Annotated in this window: 20 protein-coding genes; 6 read left to right on the forward strand and 14 right to left on the reverse strand. The window is 65.1% G+C overall.

Annotated elements, in window-relative coordinates; genetic code table 11:
• The first annotated feature begins 41 nt into the window (after positions 1-41).
• From H7A76_RS02495 to trmB, 4 genes are all read left to right on the forward strand, one after another.
• On the forward strand, positions 42-422 hold the full coding sequence (locus tag H7A76_RS02495; protein ID WP_185697043.1) for a DUF423 domain-containing protein: 381 nt from the start codon (positions 42-44) through the stop codon (positions 420-422).
• A 72-nt stretch (positions 423-494) separates the two neighbouring features.
• A complete protein-coding gene (gene thiS / locus H7A76_RS02500; RefSeq protein ID WP_221775070.1) occupies positions 495-695 on the forward strand; it encodes a sulfur carrier protein ThiS in 201 nt (66 codons plus the stop codon).
• 168 nt (positions 696-863) lie between these two features.
• A complete protein-coding gene (locus H7A76_RS02505; protein ID WP_022641632.1) occupies positions 864-1,658 on the forward strand; it encodes a thiazole synthase in 795 nt (264 codons plus the stop codon).
• A 9-nt stretch (positions 1,659-1,667) separates the two neighbouring features.
• Complete coding sequence (gene trmB / locus H7A76_RS02510; RefSeq protein WP_185697045.1) at positions 1,668-2,393, forward strand: tRNA (guanosine(46)-N7)-methyltransferase TrmB; 726 nt, start codon at positions 1,668-1,670, stop codon at positions 2,391-2,393.
• A gap of 54 nt (positions 2,394-2,447) precedes the next feature.
• Here the strand turns inward: trmB and H7A76_RS02515 are convergent, their stop codons facing one another.
• The 11 genes from H7A76_RS02515 to H7A76_RS02565 all read right to left on the reverse strand — a co-directional run bounded on the left by H7A76_RS02515 (position 2,448) and on the right by H7A76_RS02565 (position 9,939).
• On the reverse strand, positions 2,448-2,996 hold the full coding sequence (locus H7A76_RS02515; RefSeq protein WP_185697046.1) for an RNA 2'-phosphotransferase: 549 nt from the start codon (positions 2,994-2,996) through the stop codon (positions 2,448-2,450).
• A 29-nt stretch (positions 2,997-3,025) separates the two neighbouring features.
• Positions 3,026-3,349, reverse strand: a complete 324-nt coding sequence (locus tag H7A76_RS02520; protein WP_022641629.1) for a DUF3392 domain-containing protein — start codon at positions 3,347-3,349, stop codon at positions 3,026-3,028.
• 9 nt (positions 3,350-3,358) lie between these two features.
• On the reverse strand, positions 3,359-4,561 hold the full coding sequence (gene hemW, locus H7A76_RS02525; RefSeq protein WP_260497894.1) for a radical SAM family heme chaperone HemW: 1,203 nt from the start codon (positions 4,559-4,561) through the stop codon (positions 3,359-3,361).
• A complete protein-coding gene (gene rdgB / locus H7A76_RS02530; protein ID WP_085594454.1) occupies positions 4,558-5,154 on the reverse strand; it encodes an RdgB/HAM1 family non-canonical purine NTP pyrophosphatase in 597 nt (198 codons plus the stop codon). The genes hemW and rdgB overlap by 4 nt, the downstream gene beginning before the upstream one ends.
• Entirely contained in the window at positions 5,151-5,585 is a 435-nt protein-coding gene (locus tag H7A76_RS02535) for a DUF4426 domain-containing protein (protein ID WP_185697047.1), read from the reverse strand. Before H7A76_RS02535 ends, rdgB begins: the two co-directional genes overlap by 4 nt.
• Before the next feature lie 26 nt (positions 5,586-5,611).
• On the reverse strand, positions 5,612-6,232 hold the full coding sequence (gene metW, locus H7A76_RS02540; RefSeq protein WP_185697048.1) for a methionine biosynthesis protein MetW: 621 nt from the start codon (positions 6,230-6,232) through the stop codon (positions 5,612-5,614).
• Between the two features lie 7 nt (positions 6,233-6,239).
• On the reverse strand, positions 6,240-7,379 hold the full coding sequence (locus tag H7A76_RS02545) for a homoserine O-acetyltransferase (RefSeq protein ID WP_185697049.1): 1,140 nt from the start codon (positions 7,377-7,379) through the stop codon (positions 6,240-6,242).
• A gap of 105 nt (positions 7,380-7,484) precedes the next feature.
• Positions 7,485-7,778 carry a DUF167 domain-containing protein gene (locus H7A76_RS02550; RefSeq protein WP_185697050.1) on the reverse strand — a complete coding sequence of 98 codons (294 nt, stop codon included), beginning with the start codon at positions 7,776-7,778 and terminating at the stop codon, positions 7,485-7,487.
• A complete protein-coding gene (locus tag H7A76_RS02555) occupies positions 7,778-8,365 on the reverse strand; it encodes a YggT family protein (protein WP_022641623.1) in 588 nt (195 codons plus the stop codon). The genes H7A76_RS02550 and H7A76_RS02555 overlap by 1 nt, the downstream gene beginning before the upstream one ends.
• A gap of 23 nt (positions 8,366-8,388) precedes the next feature.
• A complete protein-coding gene (gene proC, locus H7A76_RS02560; RefSeq protein ID WP_185697051.1) occupies positions 8,389-9,207 on the reverse strand; it encodes a pyrroline-5-carboxylate reductase in 819 nt (272 codons plus the stop codon).
• Between the two features lie 33 nt (positions 9,208-9,240).
• Entirely contained in the window at positions 9,241-9,939 is a 699-nt protein-coding gene (locus H7A76_RS02565; protein WP_185697052.1) for a YggS family pyridoxal phosphate-dependent enzyme, read from the reverse strand.
• Between the two features lie 203 nt (positions 9,940-10,142).
• On the opposite strand from H7A76_RS02565, the gene H7A76_RS02570 reads away from it, so the two are divergent.
• Positions 10,143-11,177, forward strand: a complete 1,035-nt coding sequence (locus H7A76_RS02570) for a type IV pilus twitching motility protein PilT (RefSeq protein ID WP_185697053.1) — start codon at positions 10,143-10,145, stop codon at positions 11,175-11,177.
• Between the two features lie 44 nt (positions 11,178-11,221).
• On the opposite strand, the gene H7A76_RS02575 is transcribed toward H7A76_RS02570, so the two are convergent.
• Positions 11,222-11,845, reverse strand: coding sequence for a C40 family peptidase (locus H7A76_RS02575; protein WP_185697054.1), 624 nt, complete (start codon positions 11,843-11,845; stop codon positions 11,222-11,224).
• Between the two features lie 250 nt (positions 11,846-12,095).
• Between H7A76_RS02575 and H7A76_RS02580 the strand changes: the two genes are divergently transcribed.
• Positions 12,096-12,515, forward strand: a complete 420-nt coding sequence (locus tag H7A76_RS02580) for a TM2 domain-containing protein (RefSeq protein WP_185697055.1) — start codon at positions 12,096-12,098, stop codon at positions 12,513-12,515.
• Between the two features lie 67 nt (positions 12,516-12,582).
• Here the strand turns inward: H7A76_RS02580 and H7A76_RS02585 are convergent, their stop codons facing one another.
• Positions 12,583-13,854, reverse strand: a complete 1,272-nt coding sequence (locus H7A76_RS02585) for a dihydroorotase (protein WP_185697056.1) — start codon at positions 13,852-13,854, stop codon at positions 12,583-12,585.
• Positions 13,851-14,855: an aspartate carbamoyltransferase catalytic subunit gene (locus tag H7A76_RS02590; protein ID WP_185697057.1), complete on the reverse strand. Its 1,005-nt coding sequence runs from the start codon at positions 14,853-14,855 to the stop codon at positions 13,851-13,853. Before H7A76_RS02590 ends, H7A76_RS02585 begins: the two co-directional genes overlap by 4 nt.
• Between the last annotated feature and the right edge of the window lie 14 nt (positions 14,856-14,869).

The following is a 14,869-nucleotide window of genomic DNA, read 5'->3' on the forward strand; positions in this document are numbered from 1 at the left end:
ATTATACAGGCCCTTTGCGCGGAATCTGACTGGAGTTCCCCATGTTGCGTGGCTTCCTGATGCTGGCTGCTTTCTTCGGTTTCACCGGGGTGGGCCTGGGTGCCTTCGCCGCCCACGGCCTGAAGAATCGCCTCAGCGCCGAGTACCTGGCCATTTTTCACACCGGAGTCACTTACCAGCTGGTGCACTGCCTGGCCTTGTTCGGCGTGGCGCTGCTGGCCACCCAAGTGCCGGGACGCCTGGTGACCTGGGCGGGAGCGGCCTTCACCCTGGGCATCCTGTTGTTTTCCGGCAGCCTGTACCTGCTGACCCTGACCGGTATCGGCAAGCTGGGCATCATCACTCCGCTTGGCGGCCTGGCCTTCCTTGCCGGCTGGCTGTTGCTGGGGCTTGCCGCCTGGCGCCTGCAGGCGGCGGCCTGACGCTTGTAGCTGACCTTTAGGTCATGATCGGGCTAGAATGCTGGCCCCTAAAAAGTGATGGCGGCCTCGAGCATGCGCATTCAGTTGAACGGTGAATCCTTTGAATTGCCCGATGGCTCGACCGTCGCGGCCCTGCTGACGCGCCTGGACCTGAGCGGACGGCGAATCGCGGTAGAGCTCAACATGGATATCGTTCCGCGCAGCCAGCACGCTGAAACCTCCCTCAACGAGGGTGACCAGGTGGAAGTGGTCCATGCCATCGGCGGCGGCTAGCCAGCAACTGCCGCGCCCGGCAGCGCTGCGCTGAAGCCGCCCACGATGCCCAGCCAGTCGGCTGGCCTTGCATTGGCGCCTGTTCTGCCTTTCCTGCGCACTACCTGCCCGTGGCGTTCGATCTACCAAAGAATTCTGCAAGAACCTCACCCCAACAGAGGATTTCCGATGAGCAACGTTCGTAGTGACAAGCCTTTCGTCCTGGCCGGTCGGACGTACCAGTCGCGTTTGCTGGTAGGCACCGGCAAGTACCGCGACCTGGAAGAAACCCGCCTGGCCATCGAGGCCTCCGGAGCCGAGATCGTGACCGTCGCCGTGCGCCGGACCAACATCGGCCAGAACCCGGGCGAACCGAACCTGCTGGATGTCCTGCCGCCGGACCGCTACACCATCTTGCCCAACACCGCCGGTTGCTATGACGCGGTGGAAGCCGTGCGTACCTGCCGCCTGGCCCGCGAGCTGCTCGATGGCCACAACCTGGTGAAGCTGGAAGTCCTGGCCGACCAGAAGACCCTGTTCCCCAACGTGCTGGAAACCCTCAAGGCCGCCGAAGTGCTGGTCAAGGAAGGTTTCGACGTGATGGTCTACACCAGCGACGACCCGATCATCGCCCGCCAGCTGGCGGAAATGGGCTGCATCGCGGTCATGCCCCTGGCCGGCCTGATCGGCACCGGGCTGGGAATCTGCAACCCCTACAACCTGCAGATCATCCTCGAAGAAGCCAAGGTCCCGGTACTGGTGGATGCCGGTGTCGGCACCGCCTCCGATGCCACCATCGCCATGGAGCTGGGGTGCGAGGCGGTGCTGATGAACTCGGCCATCGCCCATGCACAGCAACCGGTATTGATGGCCGAAGCCATGAAACACGCGATTGTCGCGGGCCGCCTGGCGTACCTCGCCGGTCGCATGCCGAAGAAACTCTATGCCAGCGCATCCTCGCCGCTGGATGGTCTGATCAAGTAAGAGCCATTGATGACTGAATCAAACGACACGCCAATCCAGCCGGAAGCTGGCGACGAACGCCAGCACCGCCGTATCAAGAGCTTCGTGATGCGCGCCGGACGCATGACCGAAGGCCAGCAACGCGGCCTGGAGCAGGGCGCCCCGCTGTATGTGCTGCCCCTGGCCGATGCCCCGGTGGATTACGACCAGGTGTTCGGCCGTTCGGCGCCGCGCTCCCTGGAAATCGGCTTCGGCATGGGCCACTCGCTGCTGGAAATGGCGGCGGCGGCCCCGGAGCAGGATTTCATCGGCGTGGAGGTCCACCGTCCGGGCGTCGGCGCGCTGCTCAACGGCGTGCTGACCCAGGGCCTGACCAACCTGCGGGTCTACGACTGCGACGCCATCGAAGTGCTCAACCGCTGCGTGGCCGATAACAGCCTCGATCGCCTGATGCTGTTCTTCCCCGATCCGTGGCACAAGAGCCGGCACCACAAGCGCCGTATCGTCCAGGCGTCCTTCGCCGAGCTGGTGCGCAGCAAGCTCAAGGTCGGCGGTATCCTGCACATGGCCACCGATTGGGAGCCCTATGCCGAGTACATGCTGGAAGTGATGAACGTCGCCCCGGGTTATCGCAACCTGGCCGAGGACAGCAAGTACGTGCCGCGTCCGGCCGAGCGTCCGATCACCAAGTTCGAACGCCGCGGCGAGCGCCTGGGCCATGGCGTCTGGGACCTGAAGTTCGAGAAGCTCGACTGACCTGCCGCCCCTCTTCCCGAGGGGCTCTTGCCGGGCCCTGCAATGGCCCGGTCGCTACACCTCGGTGATGCAGCTGGCCGGCACCTGGTCGGCCAGCCACACGCCATTCTCCGCCTGGTAGAACTTGCAGCCCTGGGCCTGCATGGCCTGGGTGTCGACCTGCAGCAGCACCACCTGGCCGTAGCGTTGGCCCACCGAGCGGGCAGTGTCGGGGTCCTGGGACAGGTGCACGTGATGGCGCGAGCCTGGAATCAGGCCCTTCCGGTTGATTGAATCCATGAAGCGCGTGGCAGTGCCGTGATAAAGCACCGCGGGCGGCTGGCGTTCTTCCAGTTGCAGCTGCACGGCCTTGCTGGAGTGGCCCTGGGCGGCGCGAATGCGCTGGCCGTCGGCCGACAGGGTGAAGCGTTTTTTGTCGTTGTCGCGCACGACCTGCTCGATCAGTTCCCGAGTCAGTGGCCGGCCCTCGCTGGCCGCGCCGGCGATCAGCGCGTCGATCTCGCCCCAGCCTTCACTGTCCAGTTCCAGGCCAATGGCCTGGGGCTCATGGCGCAGCACATAGCTGAGGAACTTGCTGGTGGTCTCCATGAGGCTCTTGCTCATAGGCATCCTTGTTCAGTCAGGGATCCGCATCAGCGGCGATCGGCGACCACGCCGATCAGCACCAGCACCACCAGCAGCACGGGCGCCAGGCTGTAGTTGTTGAACTGGCTCAGGCCGCGGACGATCCACGGCGTGGCATAGATCAGCGCCAGGCCGCTGCCGATCATGCACAGCAGGGCCATCAACGGTACCCGCAGGGCGCCGGCGAGGCCGCCCAGGCGCGCTTCGACCCAACCCTTGATGTCGGCGCCGAACAGCACCAGCAGGCAGCCCACCAGCGCCAGGGAGATTTCCGAGAGGTTGCTGCGGCTCCAGCGGGACACGGTGGCAAGCAGGTCGAGTACCAGATCCATGTGATTTCCTTAGATCAGAAAGAATTGCAGCAGGTCGTTGAGGAACAGTTGCCCACGGGGAGTGGCCGCCAGGCGTGACGGTTCGACCTGCAACAAGCCGCTTTGTTCGGCCTGGCGCCGGCCTTCGGCGAGGCTGGCCAGGTCCAGGCCGGTGCGCTGGGCGAACAGCGCCGCGTCCACGCCATCGGTCAGGCGCAGGGCGTTCATCAGGAACTCGAACGGCAGCTCATCGTTATCCAGGGCCTTTTCGCCGGCCTTGAACGGCTTGGCCGGGTTCAGGTAATCCTTGGGCAGGCGGGTCTTCCAGGTACGCAGGATGCGCCCGTCCGGGTGACTGAGCTTGCCGTGGGCCCCGGCGCCGATGCCGATGAAGTCGCCGAAGCTCCAGTAGTTCAGGTTATGCCGCGCCGCACGGCCGGACTGGGCATAGGCCGAGACCTCGTACTGGGCGTAGCCATGCGCGGCCAGCAGTGCCTGGCCGGCTTCCTGGATGTCCCACAGGATGTCGTCTTCCGGCAGGGTCGGCGGCTGGCTCCAGAACACCGTGTTGGGCTCCAGGGTCAGCTGGTACCAGGACAGGTGGGTCGGCTTCATGGTGATGGCTTGGCGCAGGTCGCCCAGGGCATCTTCCAGGGACTGGTCTGGCAGGCCGTGCATCAGGTCCAGGTTGAAGTTGTCGAACCCGGCCTGGCGCGCCATGTCGGCGGCCCGTACGGCTTCGGCACCGCTGTGGATGCGGCCCAGGGCTTGGAGCTTCTGCTCCTGGAAGCTCTGGATGCCGATGGACAGGCGGTTGATCCCCAGGGCGCGGTAGGCGGTGAACTTCTCCTGCTCGAAGGTCCCGGGGTTGGCTTCCAGGGTGATCTCGATATCGCTGGCGAACGGGATGCGTTGCTGTACCCCGGCCAGCAGCCGGCCCAGGGCCTGGGCGCTGAACAGGCTCGGGGTGCCGCCGCCGAAGAAGATCGAGCTCAGTTCCCGGCCATGAGCGGCAGGCAGGTCCTGGTCGAGGTCGGCCAGCAGGGCGTCCACGTACTCCTCTTCCGGCAGCGTCGGGCTGGCGGCGTGGGAGTTGAAGTCGCAATAGGGGCATTTGCGTACACACCACGGGATGTGGATGTACAGCGCCAGGGGCGGCAATTGGGGCAGGGCCGGCCGGGGCGCTTGCGCGCCGCCCAGGATCAGCGGCGACGCGGCGGGATCATGGTTCATTGCAGGCCCAGGCGTTGCCGCAGGATGGCCATGGCGCGGGCGCGGTGGCTGAGCTGGTTTTTTTCCACCGGGTCCAGTTCGGCGCTGGAGCAATTGCGCTCCGGCACCCAGAACAGCGGGTCGTAGCCGAAGCCGTGTGCACCGCTGGCGGCAGTAAGGATGCGCCCATGCCACAGGCCTTCGCAGAGGATCGGCAGCGGGTCGTCGGCATGCCGAACCAGGGCCAGGACGCAGACGAACTGCGCACCGCGCTGTTGCTCGGGAACCTCCTTGAGGGCCTCCAGCAGCTTGGCGTTGTTGGCCGCGTCGCCCTGGCCATCGGCGTAGCGCGCCGAATAGATACCCGGGGCACCGCCGAGGAAGTCCACCGCCAGGCCGGAGTCGTCCGCCAGGGCCGGCAGGCCGGAGATGCGCGCGGCGTTGCGGGCCTTGAGAATGGCGTTCTCGACGAACGAGAGTCCGGTTTCCTCGGGCTCGATGCTGCTGAATTCGCCGATCGAGCGCAGTTGCACCGAGGCGCCGAGCATGGCCTGGAGTTCTTTGAGTTTGCCGGCGTTATGGCTGGCCAGTACGAGTTGCGTGAGGTTCATCATTCGCCCGGGAATAGCTCTTGGTTGAAGCTGAAGCTGTTGGTATCGCCACCCGCTTGCACGCTGATGGTGAAGGTGCGGTTTTCCTGCTGTTCCACCGGGAATTGGGCGATGTAGTAGATCGCGCCCTGTTCGGTGATCTGGCGGAACTTCAGGGGAAAGCTCTTGCTGGTCAGGTCCTTGACCGTGCCGCTGACCTGGCCGACCAATGGCTTGCCGTCCTTGATCAGTGAAACGTTGATCACCCCCTGGTTCTTGCTGCGAACCAGCTCCGCGGCCCTGGCGATGTCAGGTTGCAGGTAGGTGGAGTTGAAGGTGTTGTAGTGCACGGTGATGTCGCCGAACACTTCCTGGCGTTCGCCCTTGATCGGGTCCGCCGCCAGGGCCGAGAGGCTCAGGCAGGCAGACAATAGAAAAGTGACCAGACGTCCCATGATCGTTCTCCTCGATGCGATGTGGGTCAAACCGCGACCTGGTGATCCTGCAGGCCGGGACTGCTGAGGCGGTAGATGCCGATCTCTCCCAACAGATTAGGCCATAGCTTACTGGCCCACCCATGGCGGTGTTGTTGATCGACCGCAAGGCGATTGATCACCCGCGCCTGGCGCTCGCGGCACAGTTCCTCGAAGTCCTCGAAGGTGCAGAAGTGGATGTTCGGCGTGTTGTACCAGGTGTACGGCATGAATTCCGACACTGGCATCCGGCCCTTGCTGGCCAGGTACCAGCGGCAGCGCCAGTGGCCGAAGTTGGGGAAGGTGATGATGCACTGGCGGCCGACCCGCAGCATCTCGTCCAGCAGCTGGTCGGGGTAGTGCACGGCTTGCAGGGCCTGGGTCATGACCACGACGTCGAAGCTGTTGCTGGCGAAATTGCCCAGGCCCTTGTCCAGGTCCTGCTCGATGACGTTGATGCCCTTGGCCACGCACTGGGCGATGTTGTCGGCATCGTTCTCCAGGCCGTAGCCGGTGACTTGCTTGTGTTGCTGCAACCAGCTCAGCAGTTCGCCATTACCACAGCCCAGGTCGAGGACGCGGCTGCCGGCGGGGATCCATTCCTGGATGATTTCCAGATCGGCTCTCATCGTGTCCTCACAGCGTGATGCGGTTCATGTAGTGACCGAATGCCTGCAGGTAGCGCGGGATCGGGATCAGGAAGGCGTCGTGGCCCTGGGGGGCGTCGATCTCCAGGTAGCAGACGTCCTTGCGCGCGGCCATCAGCGCGTCCACCAGTTCCCGCGAGCGGGCCGGGGAGAAGCGCCAGTCGGTGGTGAAGGACATCACGCAGAACTTGGCCGTGGCGTTGGCGAAGGTCCTGGCCAGGTCGTCGTCGCAGTTGGCCGCCGGGTCGAAGTAGTCCAGGGCCTTGGTCATCAGCAGGTAGGTGTTGGCGTCGAAACGCCCGGAGAACTCCTCGCCCTGGTAGCGCAGGTAGCTTTCCACCTGGAATTCCACGCTGTGGAAGTCGTAGTTGAGCTTTTCGCTCTTGAGGCCGCGGCCGAATTTCTCGCCCATGGAGTCGTCGGACAGGTAGGTGATGTGCCCCACCATCCGCGCCAGCATCAGGCCGCGCTTGGGAATTACGCCCTGTTCCTGGAACGAACCACCGTGGAATTCCGGGTCGGTGAGGATCGCCTGGCGGGCCACTTCGTTGAAGGCGATGTTCTGCGCCGACAGCTTGGGCGCCGAGGCGATGGCCAGGCAATGCCGGACCCGGTCCGGGTAGGTGATGGTCCATTGCAGGGCCTGCATGCCCCCGAGGCTACCGCCGATCACCGCGGCCCACTGGCCAATGCCCAGGCGGTCGGCCAGGCGGGCCTGGCTGTGCACCCAGTCTTCCACGGTCAGTACCGGGAAATCGGCGCCGAACGGCCGGCCGGTCTCCGGGTTGAGGCTGCTGGGGCCGGTGGAGCCGTTGCAGCCACCGAGGTTGTTGAGGCTGACCACGAAGAACTTGTTGGTGTCGATCGGCTTGCCCGGGCCGATGCAGCTGTCCCACCAGCCGGGCTTGCGGTCCTCCGGGCTGTGGTAGCCGGCCGCATGGTGGTGGCCCGACAGGGCATGGCAGATCAGCACCGCGTTGCTGGCGCTGGCGTTGAGCTGGCCATAGGTTTCGTAGATCAGGTCGTAGGCCGGTAGCGAGCGGCCACACGCCAGGGCCAGGGGCTCGCTGAAGTGCGCAACCTGAGGTGTGACCAGACCAACGGAATCGGCGGGAAAGGCAGTTGGCATCGACCCTGCTCTCATTCAAATGAGGCGTAAGTCTAAAGACCGCTGTGTCCAGCGGCAAGCAAAGCCCGGGCCTGGATTTGGCTACTGGAAAGGACGGCCTGCGAATCAGGCCGGACGTGCCAGGCCCGGCAGCTCGGGGAGTTTCTTCGGCGCTTGCAGGCGTACCCGCTTCTGCCGGTTCAACTCACCGCTGACCAGGCTGACATGGCTCTTGGGAATGCCGAAGGCCTTGGCCAGGAACGCCATCAGGTGCGCGTTGGCCTTGCCTTCGACGGGCGGGGCGGTGAGGCGGATCTTCAGCCGATCGCCATGCAGGCCAGCGAACTCATCGCTGCTGGCCTTGGGCTGCAGGTGGCAATCGAGCAAGAGGTCGTCGCCGTCCCAGCGGAAGTAGCTCATCAGATCAGCCCGAACAGCTCGCGGGGCATGAAGGCGTAGTACGCCAGGCGCGGGATCAGCCCCTGTTGCAGTAGCTGGATCACCAGGAACGCCAGGATCGGCGAGATGTCCAGGCCGCCCAGGTTCGGCACGATGCGGCGGAACGGCGCCAGCAGCGGCTCGCTCAGCTGATAGGCCAGCTCGGCGCCGGGGCTCTGGCTGCCAGGCGCGACCCAGGACAGGATCACGCTGATGATCATGGCGAAGAACCAGATCTTGAGGAACAGCGCGAAGATGCCGATCGGCGCCCAGATCAGCAGCCCCAGCACGTTGAAGGGGATGCCGTAGAGGGTCAGGACGATGGCGAACAGCACCATCTGCACCACCAGGGCCAGCACCAGCGAGGACATGTCCAGGCCGAACATGCTGGGGATCACTCGGCGCAGCGGCTTGAGCAGCGGCTGGGTGGCCCGCACGATGAACTGGCTGATGGGGTTGTAGAAGTTGGCCCGCACCGCTTGCAGCATGAAGCGCAGCAGGACGACCAGCAGGTACAGGCTGCCCAGGGTCTGGATCACCAGGATGGCAGCGTCGTTGAGTCCGAACATATCGATTCCTTTGTAGGGGCGAATTAGCGACCGAGTTGTTCGGCCATTTCCGCCGAACGGTGCGCGGCGGCACCCAAGGCTTTTTCCACCAGGGCCTCGAAGCCGTCGGCCTGGAACGACTTGATCGCCGCTTCCGTGGTGCCGGCCGGCGAGGTCACGCGACGGCGCAGCTCGGCGGCGTCGACATCGCTGGAAACCGCCATGTGGGCAGCGCCCAGGGCGGTCTGCAAGGTCAGTTGGGCGGCGGTTTCCCGTGGCAGGCCGAGTTTCTCGCCGGCGGCGGTCATGGCCTCGATCAGCAGGAAGAAGTACGCGGGGCCGCTACCGGAAACCGCGGTTACCGCATCCAGTTGCTGCTCCTGCTCCAGCCACAGGGCGGTGCCCACGGCGGACAGCAGTTCTTCGGCCTGGCGGCGTTGCTCGGCGCTCACCCGGTCGGTGGCATACAGGCCGCTGACGCCCTGGCGCAGCAGGGCCGGGGTGTTGGGCATGCAGCGCACGATCGGTTGCTCGCCCAGCCAGGCACTCATGCTCGAGCAGGTGATGCCGGCGGCGATGGAGACCACCAGTTGCCGGGGTTGCAGGCTCGGGCGCAGGGCTTCGCAAACGGCCTTCATGGCCTGGGGCTTGACCGCCAGGACGATCACATCGACCCCGGCAATGGCTTCGGCGTTGTCGGCGAAAACCTGGATGCCGTGTTCGGCGGCCACCTTGGCCCGGGTTTCGGCGCCCGGGTCACTGGCACGGATCTGCGAGGCGTCCAGGCCCCTGGCCCGCAGGCCACCGATGAGACTGGCCGCCATGTTGCCGGCACCGATAAAAGCGATACGAGTCGTGTTCATGACAGGTCCTTATCAGGGGTCAGGGCCAGTCCCTCAGGACTGGCTGTAGTCGCGGGCGCCAAACAGCGCGGTACCGATCCGCACCCAGGTGGCGCCTTGGGCGATGGCCGCTTCGAGATCGTGGCTCATGCCCATCGATAGAGTGTCCACGGGCAGTCCGAGACTGCCGCGCAGGTGGTTGTTCAGATCCTGTACCGCAGCGAACGCAGCGTGTTGGGCCGCAGGGTCCTCGGTGGGTTCGGGAATCGCCATCAGCCCGCGCAGGCGCAGGCGTGGCAAGGCAGCGATGGCGCGGGCCAGCTCCGGCAACTCGGCGGGCGTGCAGCCGGACTTGCTGGCTTCGCCACTGACATTGACCTGGAGGCAGATGTTCAGCGGCGGCAGCTCGGCCGGGCGTTGCTCGGACAGGCGTTGAGCGATTTTCAGGCGGTCCACGGAATGCACCCAGTCAAAGTGTTCGGCGATGGCGCGAGTCTTGTTCGACTGAATGGGGCCGATGAAGTGCCAACTCAAGGGCAGGTCGGCCAGTTCCTGTTGCTTGCCCAGGGCTTCTTGCAGGTAGTTCTCACCGAAATCGCGCAGGCCGGCGGCATGGGCCTCGCGCAGCGCGGCGGCGGGCTTGGTCTTGCTCACGGCCAGCAAGTGGACGCTGTCCGGGGCACGCTGTGCGGCCTGGCAGGCGCTGTGGATGCGCTCGGCTACCTGGGCGATGTTGTCTGCTATCGTGGACATTCGATTCCGTCTCAAAAGTATCTGCGGCCGGGAGCCTGCGAACCGGGCCGCCACCTGCCGCGTGAATCCACCAGTCCCTGCCTGCCGATCGGCCCGAGCCACGCTCCTGGGCCCCGCCGGGCATTGTCCGGCACCAGGCCGCCGGGCTGTTGGCTGCGCACGGGTCTGAAGCTCGCGGCATTCTACTGGAATTGGGGGGCACTATGGACATCACCGAGTTGTTGCTATCGAGCGTCTCGCGCGGCGCTTCCGACCTGCATCTGTCCGCTGGGCTGGCGCCGCTGTTGCGCATCGATGGCGATATCTGCCCTCTGCAGGGGCCAGTACTGGATGCGTCCCAGGTGCTGGCGTTGATCCATGAGCTGATGAGCGAGTCGCAGCGCGAGGCCTTCGCCCGCCAGCAGGACCTGGATTTCGCCCATGAACTGCCCGGGGTGGCCAGGTTTCGCGTCAATGCGTTCCAGCATGCCCGTGGTGCGGGAGCGGTGCTGCGGCTGATTCCGGCGCGGGTGCAGAGCCTGGAAGAGCTCGGGCTGGGGCCGGTATTCCGGCAGGTCAGCGAGTTGCCCCGTGGGCTGGTGCTGGTGACCGGCCCCACCGGCAGCGGCAAGTCCACCACCCTGGCGGCGATGGTCGATCACCTGAACCGGACTCGCCGCCAGCACATCCTGACCATCGAGGACCCCATCGAATTCATCCACCCGCCGCAAGGCTGCCTGGTGCACCAGCGCGAAGTGGCCCGCGACACCCAGAGCTTCGCCACGGCCTTGCGCGCGGCCCTGCGCGAGGACCCGGATGTGATCCTGCTGGGCGAGCTGCGGGACCTGGAGACCATCCGCCTGGCGCTCACCGCTGCGGAAACCGGGCACCTGGTGCTCGCCACCCTGCACACCTCGTCGGCGGCCAAGACCATCGATCGCTTGGTGGATGTGTTCCCAGGGGAGGAGAAGGCCCTCGTACGCTCGATGCTGGCCGAGTCATTGCAGGCGGTGATCGCCCAGGTACTGCTCAAGCGCATCGGGGGGGGAAGGGTGGCGGCCCATGAGATCATGCTGGGCACCACGGCGATCCGTAACCTGATCCGTGAGGACAAGGTGGCGCAGATGTATTCGGCGATCCAGACTGGCGGGGCCCAGGGCATGCAGACCCTGGACATGAGCCTGAAGGCATTGCTGGCAAAGGGCTTGATCAGTCGCGAACAGGCGCGGGAGAAGGCACGAATGCCGCAGAGCCTGTGAGGGGAGGGCAAGCGCCGCCAGGCTGGCCTGGCGGCGAGGCGGGATCAGCGCTGGACGACCCGCAGGGTCTTCTGTTCCTTGGGCAGGACCCGCTTGGCAACCACGTAGTGATTGTCCCAGTAGGGTTTCTTCAAGGTGTCGATGGTGACCGACTTGCCGCGCCGTGGAGCATGGATGAAGCGATCGTTGCCCAGGTAGATGGCTACATGGTTGACCTTGCGGCTCTTGATGTTGAAGAACAGCAGGTCGCCCGGCTTGAGATCCTTGCGCTCGACCTTCTGCCCATGGCCGCTGGCCATGGCATTGGAAGTGCGTGGCAGGTCCACGGCGGCGACGTCGTTGAAGGCGTATTTCACCAGGCCGCTGCAGTCGAAACCCTTGCTCGGGCTGCTGCCGCCCCAGCGATAAGGCGTGCCCAGGGCATTGACGGCGCGGCTGAGGACGTTGCTGCTTTGCTTGGCGCCCATCTGGGGTACCAGCTTGCTGTCGACCTTTGCCAGTTGGGTAGAGTGCCGGCTCGTGGTCTTGTGCTTGGCCGAGACCGTCGAAACATGGGGTTTCGGGGTGTAGCCGTTGATGTTGGGAAGTCGTTGCTCACGGTTGGTGGCGTGGGCGGCCAGTGGCATTAATAGGCAAATGGTCAGCCATGTCTTGATAAATGGACGCATTAGGCAAGGCTCTTATTGATTAGCGCGCAACTTTATAACAGCTTTCAGGTCACTTCCGAGGCCGTTTGTCGACTAGACCTTGGGGTCAACTTCGGCAAAGAGGCGGCAACTTGACGCAGAAAACCGTCAGAAGTCAGGCAACACAAGGCTTTGGCGGAAGAGAAGGTAGCATCGACCACACGTCGAGCGCCTGTAAAAAAGTCACAAAGTTTTTGAGAAAATTTATCTATCACCCGCCAAGAGGCATTTGATGAACAGCTATCGCCAGGATTCCGCGACCCACGACACCCACAGCAAGGTGATCGGCTACCTGCTCTGGATATTCGGTTTTACCGGCGCCCATCGCTTCTATTACGGCAAGCCAGTGACCGGGACCCTCTGGTTCTTCACCTTCGGCCTGCTGGGCATTGGCTGGCTGATCGACCTGTTCCTGATCCCTTCCATGGATCGGGAAGCGGACCTGCGCTTTACCGCCGGTCCATTGGAATACAGCGTGGCCTGGATACTCCTGACCTTCCTCGGGGTGTTCGGCGTGCACCGCATGTACCAGGGCAAATGGCTGAGCGGGGTGCTCTACCTGTTCACCGGTGGCTTGTTCTTCATCGGGGTGCTGTATGACTTCTGGACCCTGAACGACCAGGTCTCCCTGGAGAACGCCAAGCGCCTTTGATCCCGTCATCGCCTGGGGTGATGGCGATCCTTGTAGCCGCCACCTGTGGCAGCGGCTACAGGGTCAATCAGCCCTGGTGGCTGATATGGCCGTCCACCAGGGTGTAGCGCACTGCGCCCGGCAGGCTGTGGCCAAGGAACGGGCAGTTCTCGCCACGGGACAGCCAGCGCTCGCCGGCCACGGTGGAGCTGGCAGGGTCGAACAGCACCAGGTCGGCCGCGCCACCCACCACCAGCTTGCCGGCCGGCAGGCGCAGGGCGTCGGCAGGGCCGGCGCTCAGGCGGGCCATCAGGGTCGGCAGGTCCAGCAGGCCGTCCTGCACCAGGGTCAGGGCCAGCGGCAGCAGCAACTCGACGCTGCTGATACCCGGCTCGGTGGCGCCGAACGGCGCCAGTTTGGCATCGCGCTCGTGAGGTTGGTGATGGCTGGCGATGGCTTGTACCACGCCGGATTTCACCGCTGCGCGCAGGGCCTCGCGGTCGGCGTGCGAACGCAGGGGCGGCTGCACGTGATAGAGGCTGGAAAAGTCGATCAGCGCCTCGTCGGTCAGGATCAACTGATACAGGGCGACATCGGCGGTGACCGGCAGGCCGCGAGCCTGGGCCTGGGCGATCAGTTCCACGCCGCGGGCGCTGGTCAGCTGGCTGAAGTGCGCGCGCACCCCGCTTTGTTCCACCAGCAGCAGGTCACGGGCCAGGGCCACGGTCTCGGCGCTTTCGGGAATCCCCGGCAGGCCGAGGAAGCTGGCGGTGGCGCCTTCATGGGCCAGGCCGCCTTCGGCCAGGTCGCGGTCCTGGGAATGGAAGATCACCGTCAGGTCGAACGTGGCGGCGTATTCCAGGGCCCGGCACAGGGTCCGGGTGCTGCGAAAACCCTCCAGGCCATTGCCGAAGGCCACGCAACCGGCGTCGCGCAGGGCGATCAGCTCGGCCAGTTGCTCGCCGTCCAGGCCCTTGCTCAGGGCGCCGATCGGGAACACCTTGCTGTTGCCGGCTTCGCGCGCGCGGTCGAGGATCAACTCGGCCACCGCCGAGGTGTCCAGCACCGGCTTGGTGCGTGGCGGGCAGCACAGGCTGGTGACGCCACCGGCAGCGGCGGCGCGGGTTTCGCTGGCGATGCTGCCCTTGCGGCTGTAGCCGGGCTCGCGCAGGGCGACGTTCAGGTCCACCAGGCCGGGGGCGGCCACCAGGCCCTTGCCGTCGATCACGGTGACGGCGTTGAAACCTTCCGGAGCGGCACCGATGGCGGCGATCTTGCCGGCTTCCAGGTGCAGATCGGTAACTTGATCCAGGCCGCTGCTTGGATCGATGACGCGGGCGCCGAGAATGCTGAGCTTCACTGGGCGTTCTCCTGCTCGAATTGTCGCTGGGCGGTCTGCCCGCTCATGGCCATGGACAGTACGGCCATGCGCACTGCGATGCCGTAGGTCACCTGATTGAGGATCACCGAATGCGGACCGTCGGCCACCGCCGACTCGATCTCCACGCCACGGTTGATCGGGCCCGGGTGCATGACGATGGCGTCGGGCTTGGCGCCGGCCAGGCGGGTGGTGGTCAGGCCGAACAGGCGGTAGAACTCGCCTTCGCTGGGCAGCAGGCCGCCCTGCATGCGCTCGCGCTGCAGGCGCAGCATGATCACCACATCGACGTCTTTCAGGCCTTCGGCCATGTCGGTGTAGACCTTCACCCCGTACTGCTCGATGCCGATGGGCAGCAAGGTCTTGGGCGCGATCACGCGGATATCCGGGCAGCCCAGGGTCTTGAGCGCCAGCATGTTCGAGCGCGCGACCCGCGAGTGCAGGATGTCGCCGACGATGGCCACCGAGAGGTTCTCGAAGCCGCCCTTGTGCCGGCGGATGGTCAGCATGTCGAGCATGCCCTGGGTCGGGTGGGCGTGGCGGCCGTCGCCGCCGTTGATGATCGCCACCTGCGGGCACACATGTTCGGCGATGAAGTGCGCGGCGCCGGAATCGCCGTGGCGCACCACGAACATGTCGGCGGCCATGGCCTCGAGGTTGCGCAGGGTGTCGAGCAGGGTCTCGCCCTTGCTCGCCGAGGAGGTGGACACGTTCAGGGTGATCACGTCCGCCGACAGCCGCTGGGCGGCCAGTTCGAAGGTGGTGCGGGTGCGGGTGGAGTTCTCGAAGAACACGTTGCATACGGTCTTGCCGCGTAGCAGCGGGACTTTCTTCACCGCCCGGGCGCCGACTTCGAGGAAGGAGTCGGCGGTGTCGAGGATTTCCGTCAGCAGCTCGCGGTTCAGGCCGTCGAGGGAGAGGAAGTGGCGCAGCTGGCCCTGATCGTTGAGCTGCAGCGGGCGCTTGGCGTCTAGAGGCGTCATCGCAATGGACTCTT

This window comes from Pseudomonas sp. MSSRFD41 (assembly GCF_014230245.1).
In the GTDB taxonomy this organism is placed as follows: domain Bacteria; phylum Pseudomonadota; class Gammaproteobacteria; order Pseudomonadales; family Pseudomonadaceae; genus Aquipseudomonas; species Aquipseudomonas piscis.

Excerpts from the sequence above, each read along its gene's own strand:
- H7A76_RS02570 (WP_185697053.1), top strand. The coding sequence starts at position 10,143 with ATGGACATCACCGAGTTGTTGCTATCGAGCGTCTCGCGCGGCGCTTCC.
- H7A76_RS02505 (WP_022641632.1), top strand. The coding sequence starts at position 864 with ATGAGCAACGTTCGTAGTGACAAGCCTTTCGTCCTGGCCGGTCGGACG.
- hemW (WP_260497894.1), bottom strand. The coding sequence starts at position 4,561 with ATGAACCATGATCCCGCCGCGTCGCCGCTGATCCTGGGCGGCGCGCAA.
- H7A76_RS02545 (WP_185697049.1), bottom strand. The coding sequence starts at position 7,379 with ATGCCAACTGCCTTTCCCGCCGATTCCGTTGGTCTGGTCACACCTCAG.
- metW (WP_185697048.1), bottom strand. The coding sequence starts at position 6,232 with ATGAGAGCCGATCTGGAAATCATCCAGGAATGGATCCCCGCCGGCAGC.
- H7A76_RS02580 (WP_185697055.1), top strand. The coding sequence starts at position 12,096 with ATGAACAGCTATCGCCAGGATTCCGCGACCCACGACACCCACAGCAAG.
- H7A76_RS02520 (WP_022641629.1), bottom strand. The coding sequence starts at position 3,349 with ATGGATCTGGTACTCGACCTGCTTGCCACCGTGTCCCGCTGGAGCCGC.
- rdgB (WP_085594454.1), bottom strand. The coding sequence starts at position 5,154 with ATGATGAACCTCACGCAACTCGTACTGGCCAGCCATAACGCCGGCAAA.
- H7A76_RS02590 (WP_185697057.1), bottom strand. The coding sequence starts at position 14,855 with ATGACGCCTCTAGACGCCAAGCGCCCGCTGCAGCTCAACGATCAGGGC.
- H7A76_RS02515 (WP_185697046.1), bottom strand. The coding sequence starts at position 2,996 with ATGAGCAAGAGCCTCATGGAGACCACCAGCAAGTTCCTCAGCTATGTG.
- H7A76_RS02535 (WP_185697047.1), bottom strand. The coding sequence starts at position 5,585 with ATGGGACGTCTGGTCACTTTTCTATTGTCTGCCTGCCTGAGCCTCTCG.
- proC (WP_185697051.1), bottom strand. The coding sequence starts at position 9,207 with ATGAACACGACTCGTATCGCTTTTATCGGTGCCGGCAACATGGCGGCC.
- H7A76_RS02575 (WP_185697054.1), bottom strand. The coding sequence starts at position 11,845 with ATGCGTCCATTTATCAAGACATGGCTGACCATTTGCCTATTAATGCCA.
- H7A76_RS02555 (WP_022641623.1), bottom strand. The coding sequence starts at position 8,365 with ATGTTCGGACTCAACGACGCTGCCATCCTGGTGATCCAGACCCTGGGC.
- H7A76_RS02550 (WP_185697050.1), bottom strand. The coding sequence starts at position 7,778 with ATGAGCTACTTCCGCTGGGACGGCGACGACCTCTTGCTCGATTGCCAC.
- H7A76_RS02565 (WP_185697052.1), bottom strand. The coding sequence starts at position 9,939 with ATGTCCACGATAGCAGACAACATCGCCCAGGTAGCCGAGCGCATCCAC.
- H7A76_RS02495 (WP_185697043.1), top strand. The coding sequence starts at position 42 with ATGTTGCGTGGCTTCCTGATGCTGGCTGCTTTCTTCGGTTTCACCGGG.
- trmB (WP_185697045.1), top strand. The coding sequence starts at position 1,668 with ATGACTGAATCAAACGACACGCCAATCCAGCCGGAAGCTGGCGACGAA.
- thiS (WP_221775070.1), top strand. The coding sequence starts at position 495 with ATGCGCATTCAGTTGAACGGTGAATCCTTTGAATTGCCCGATGGCTCG.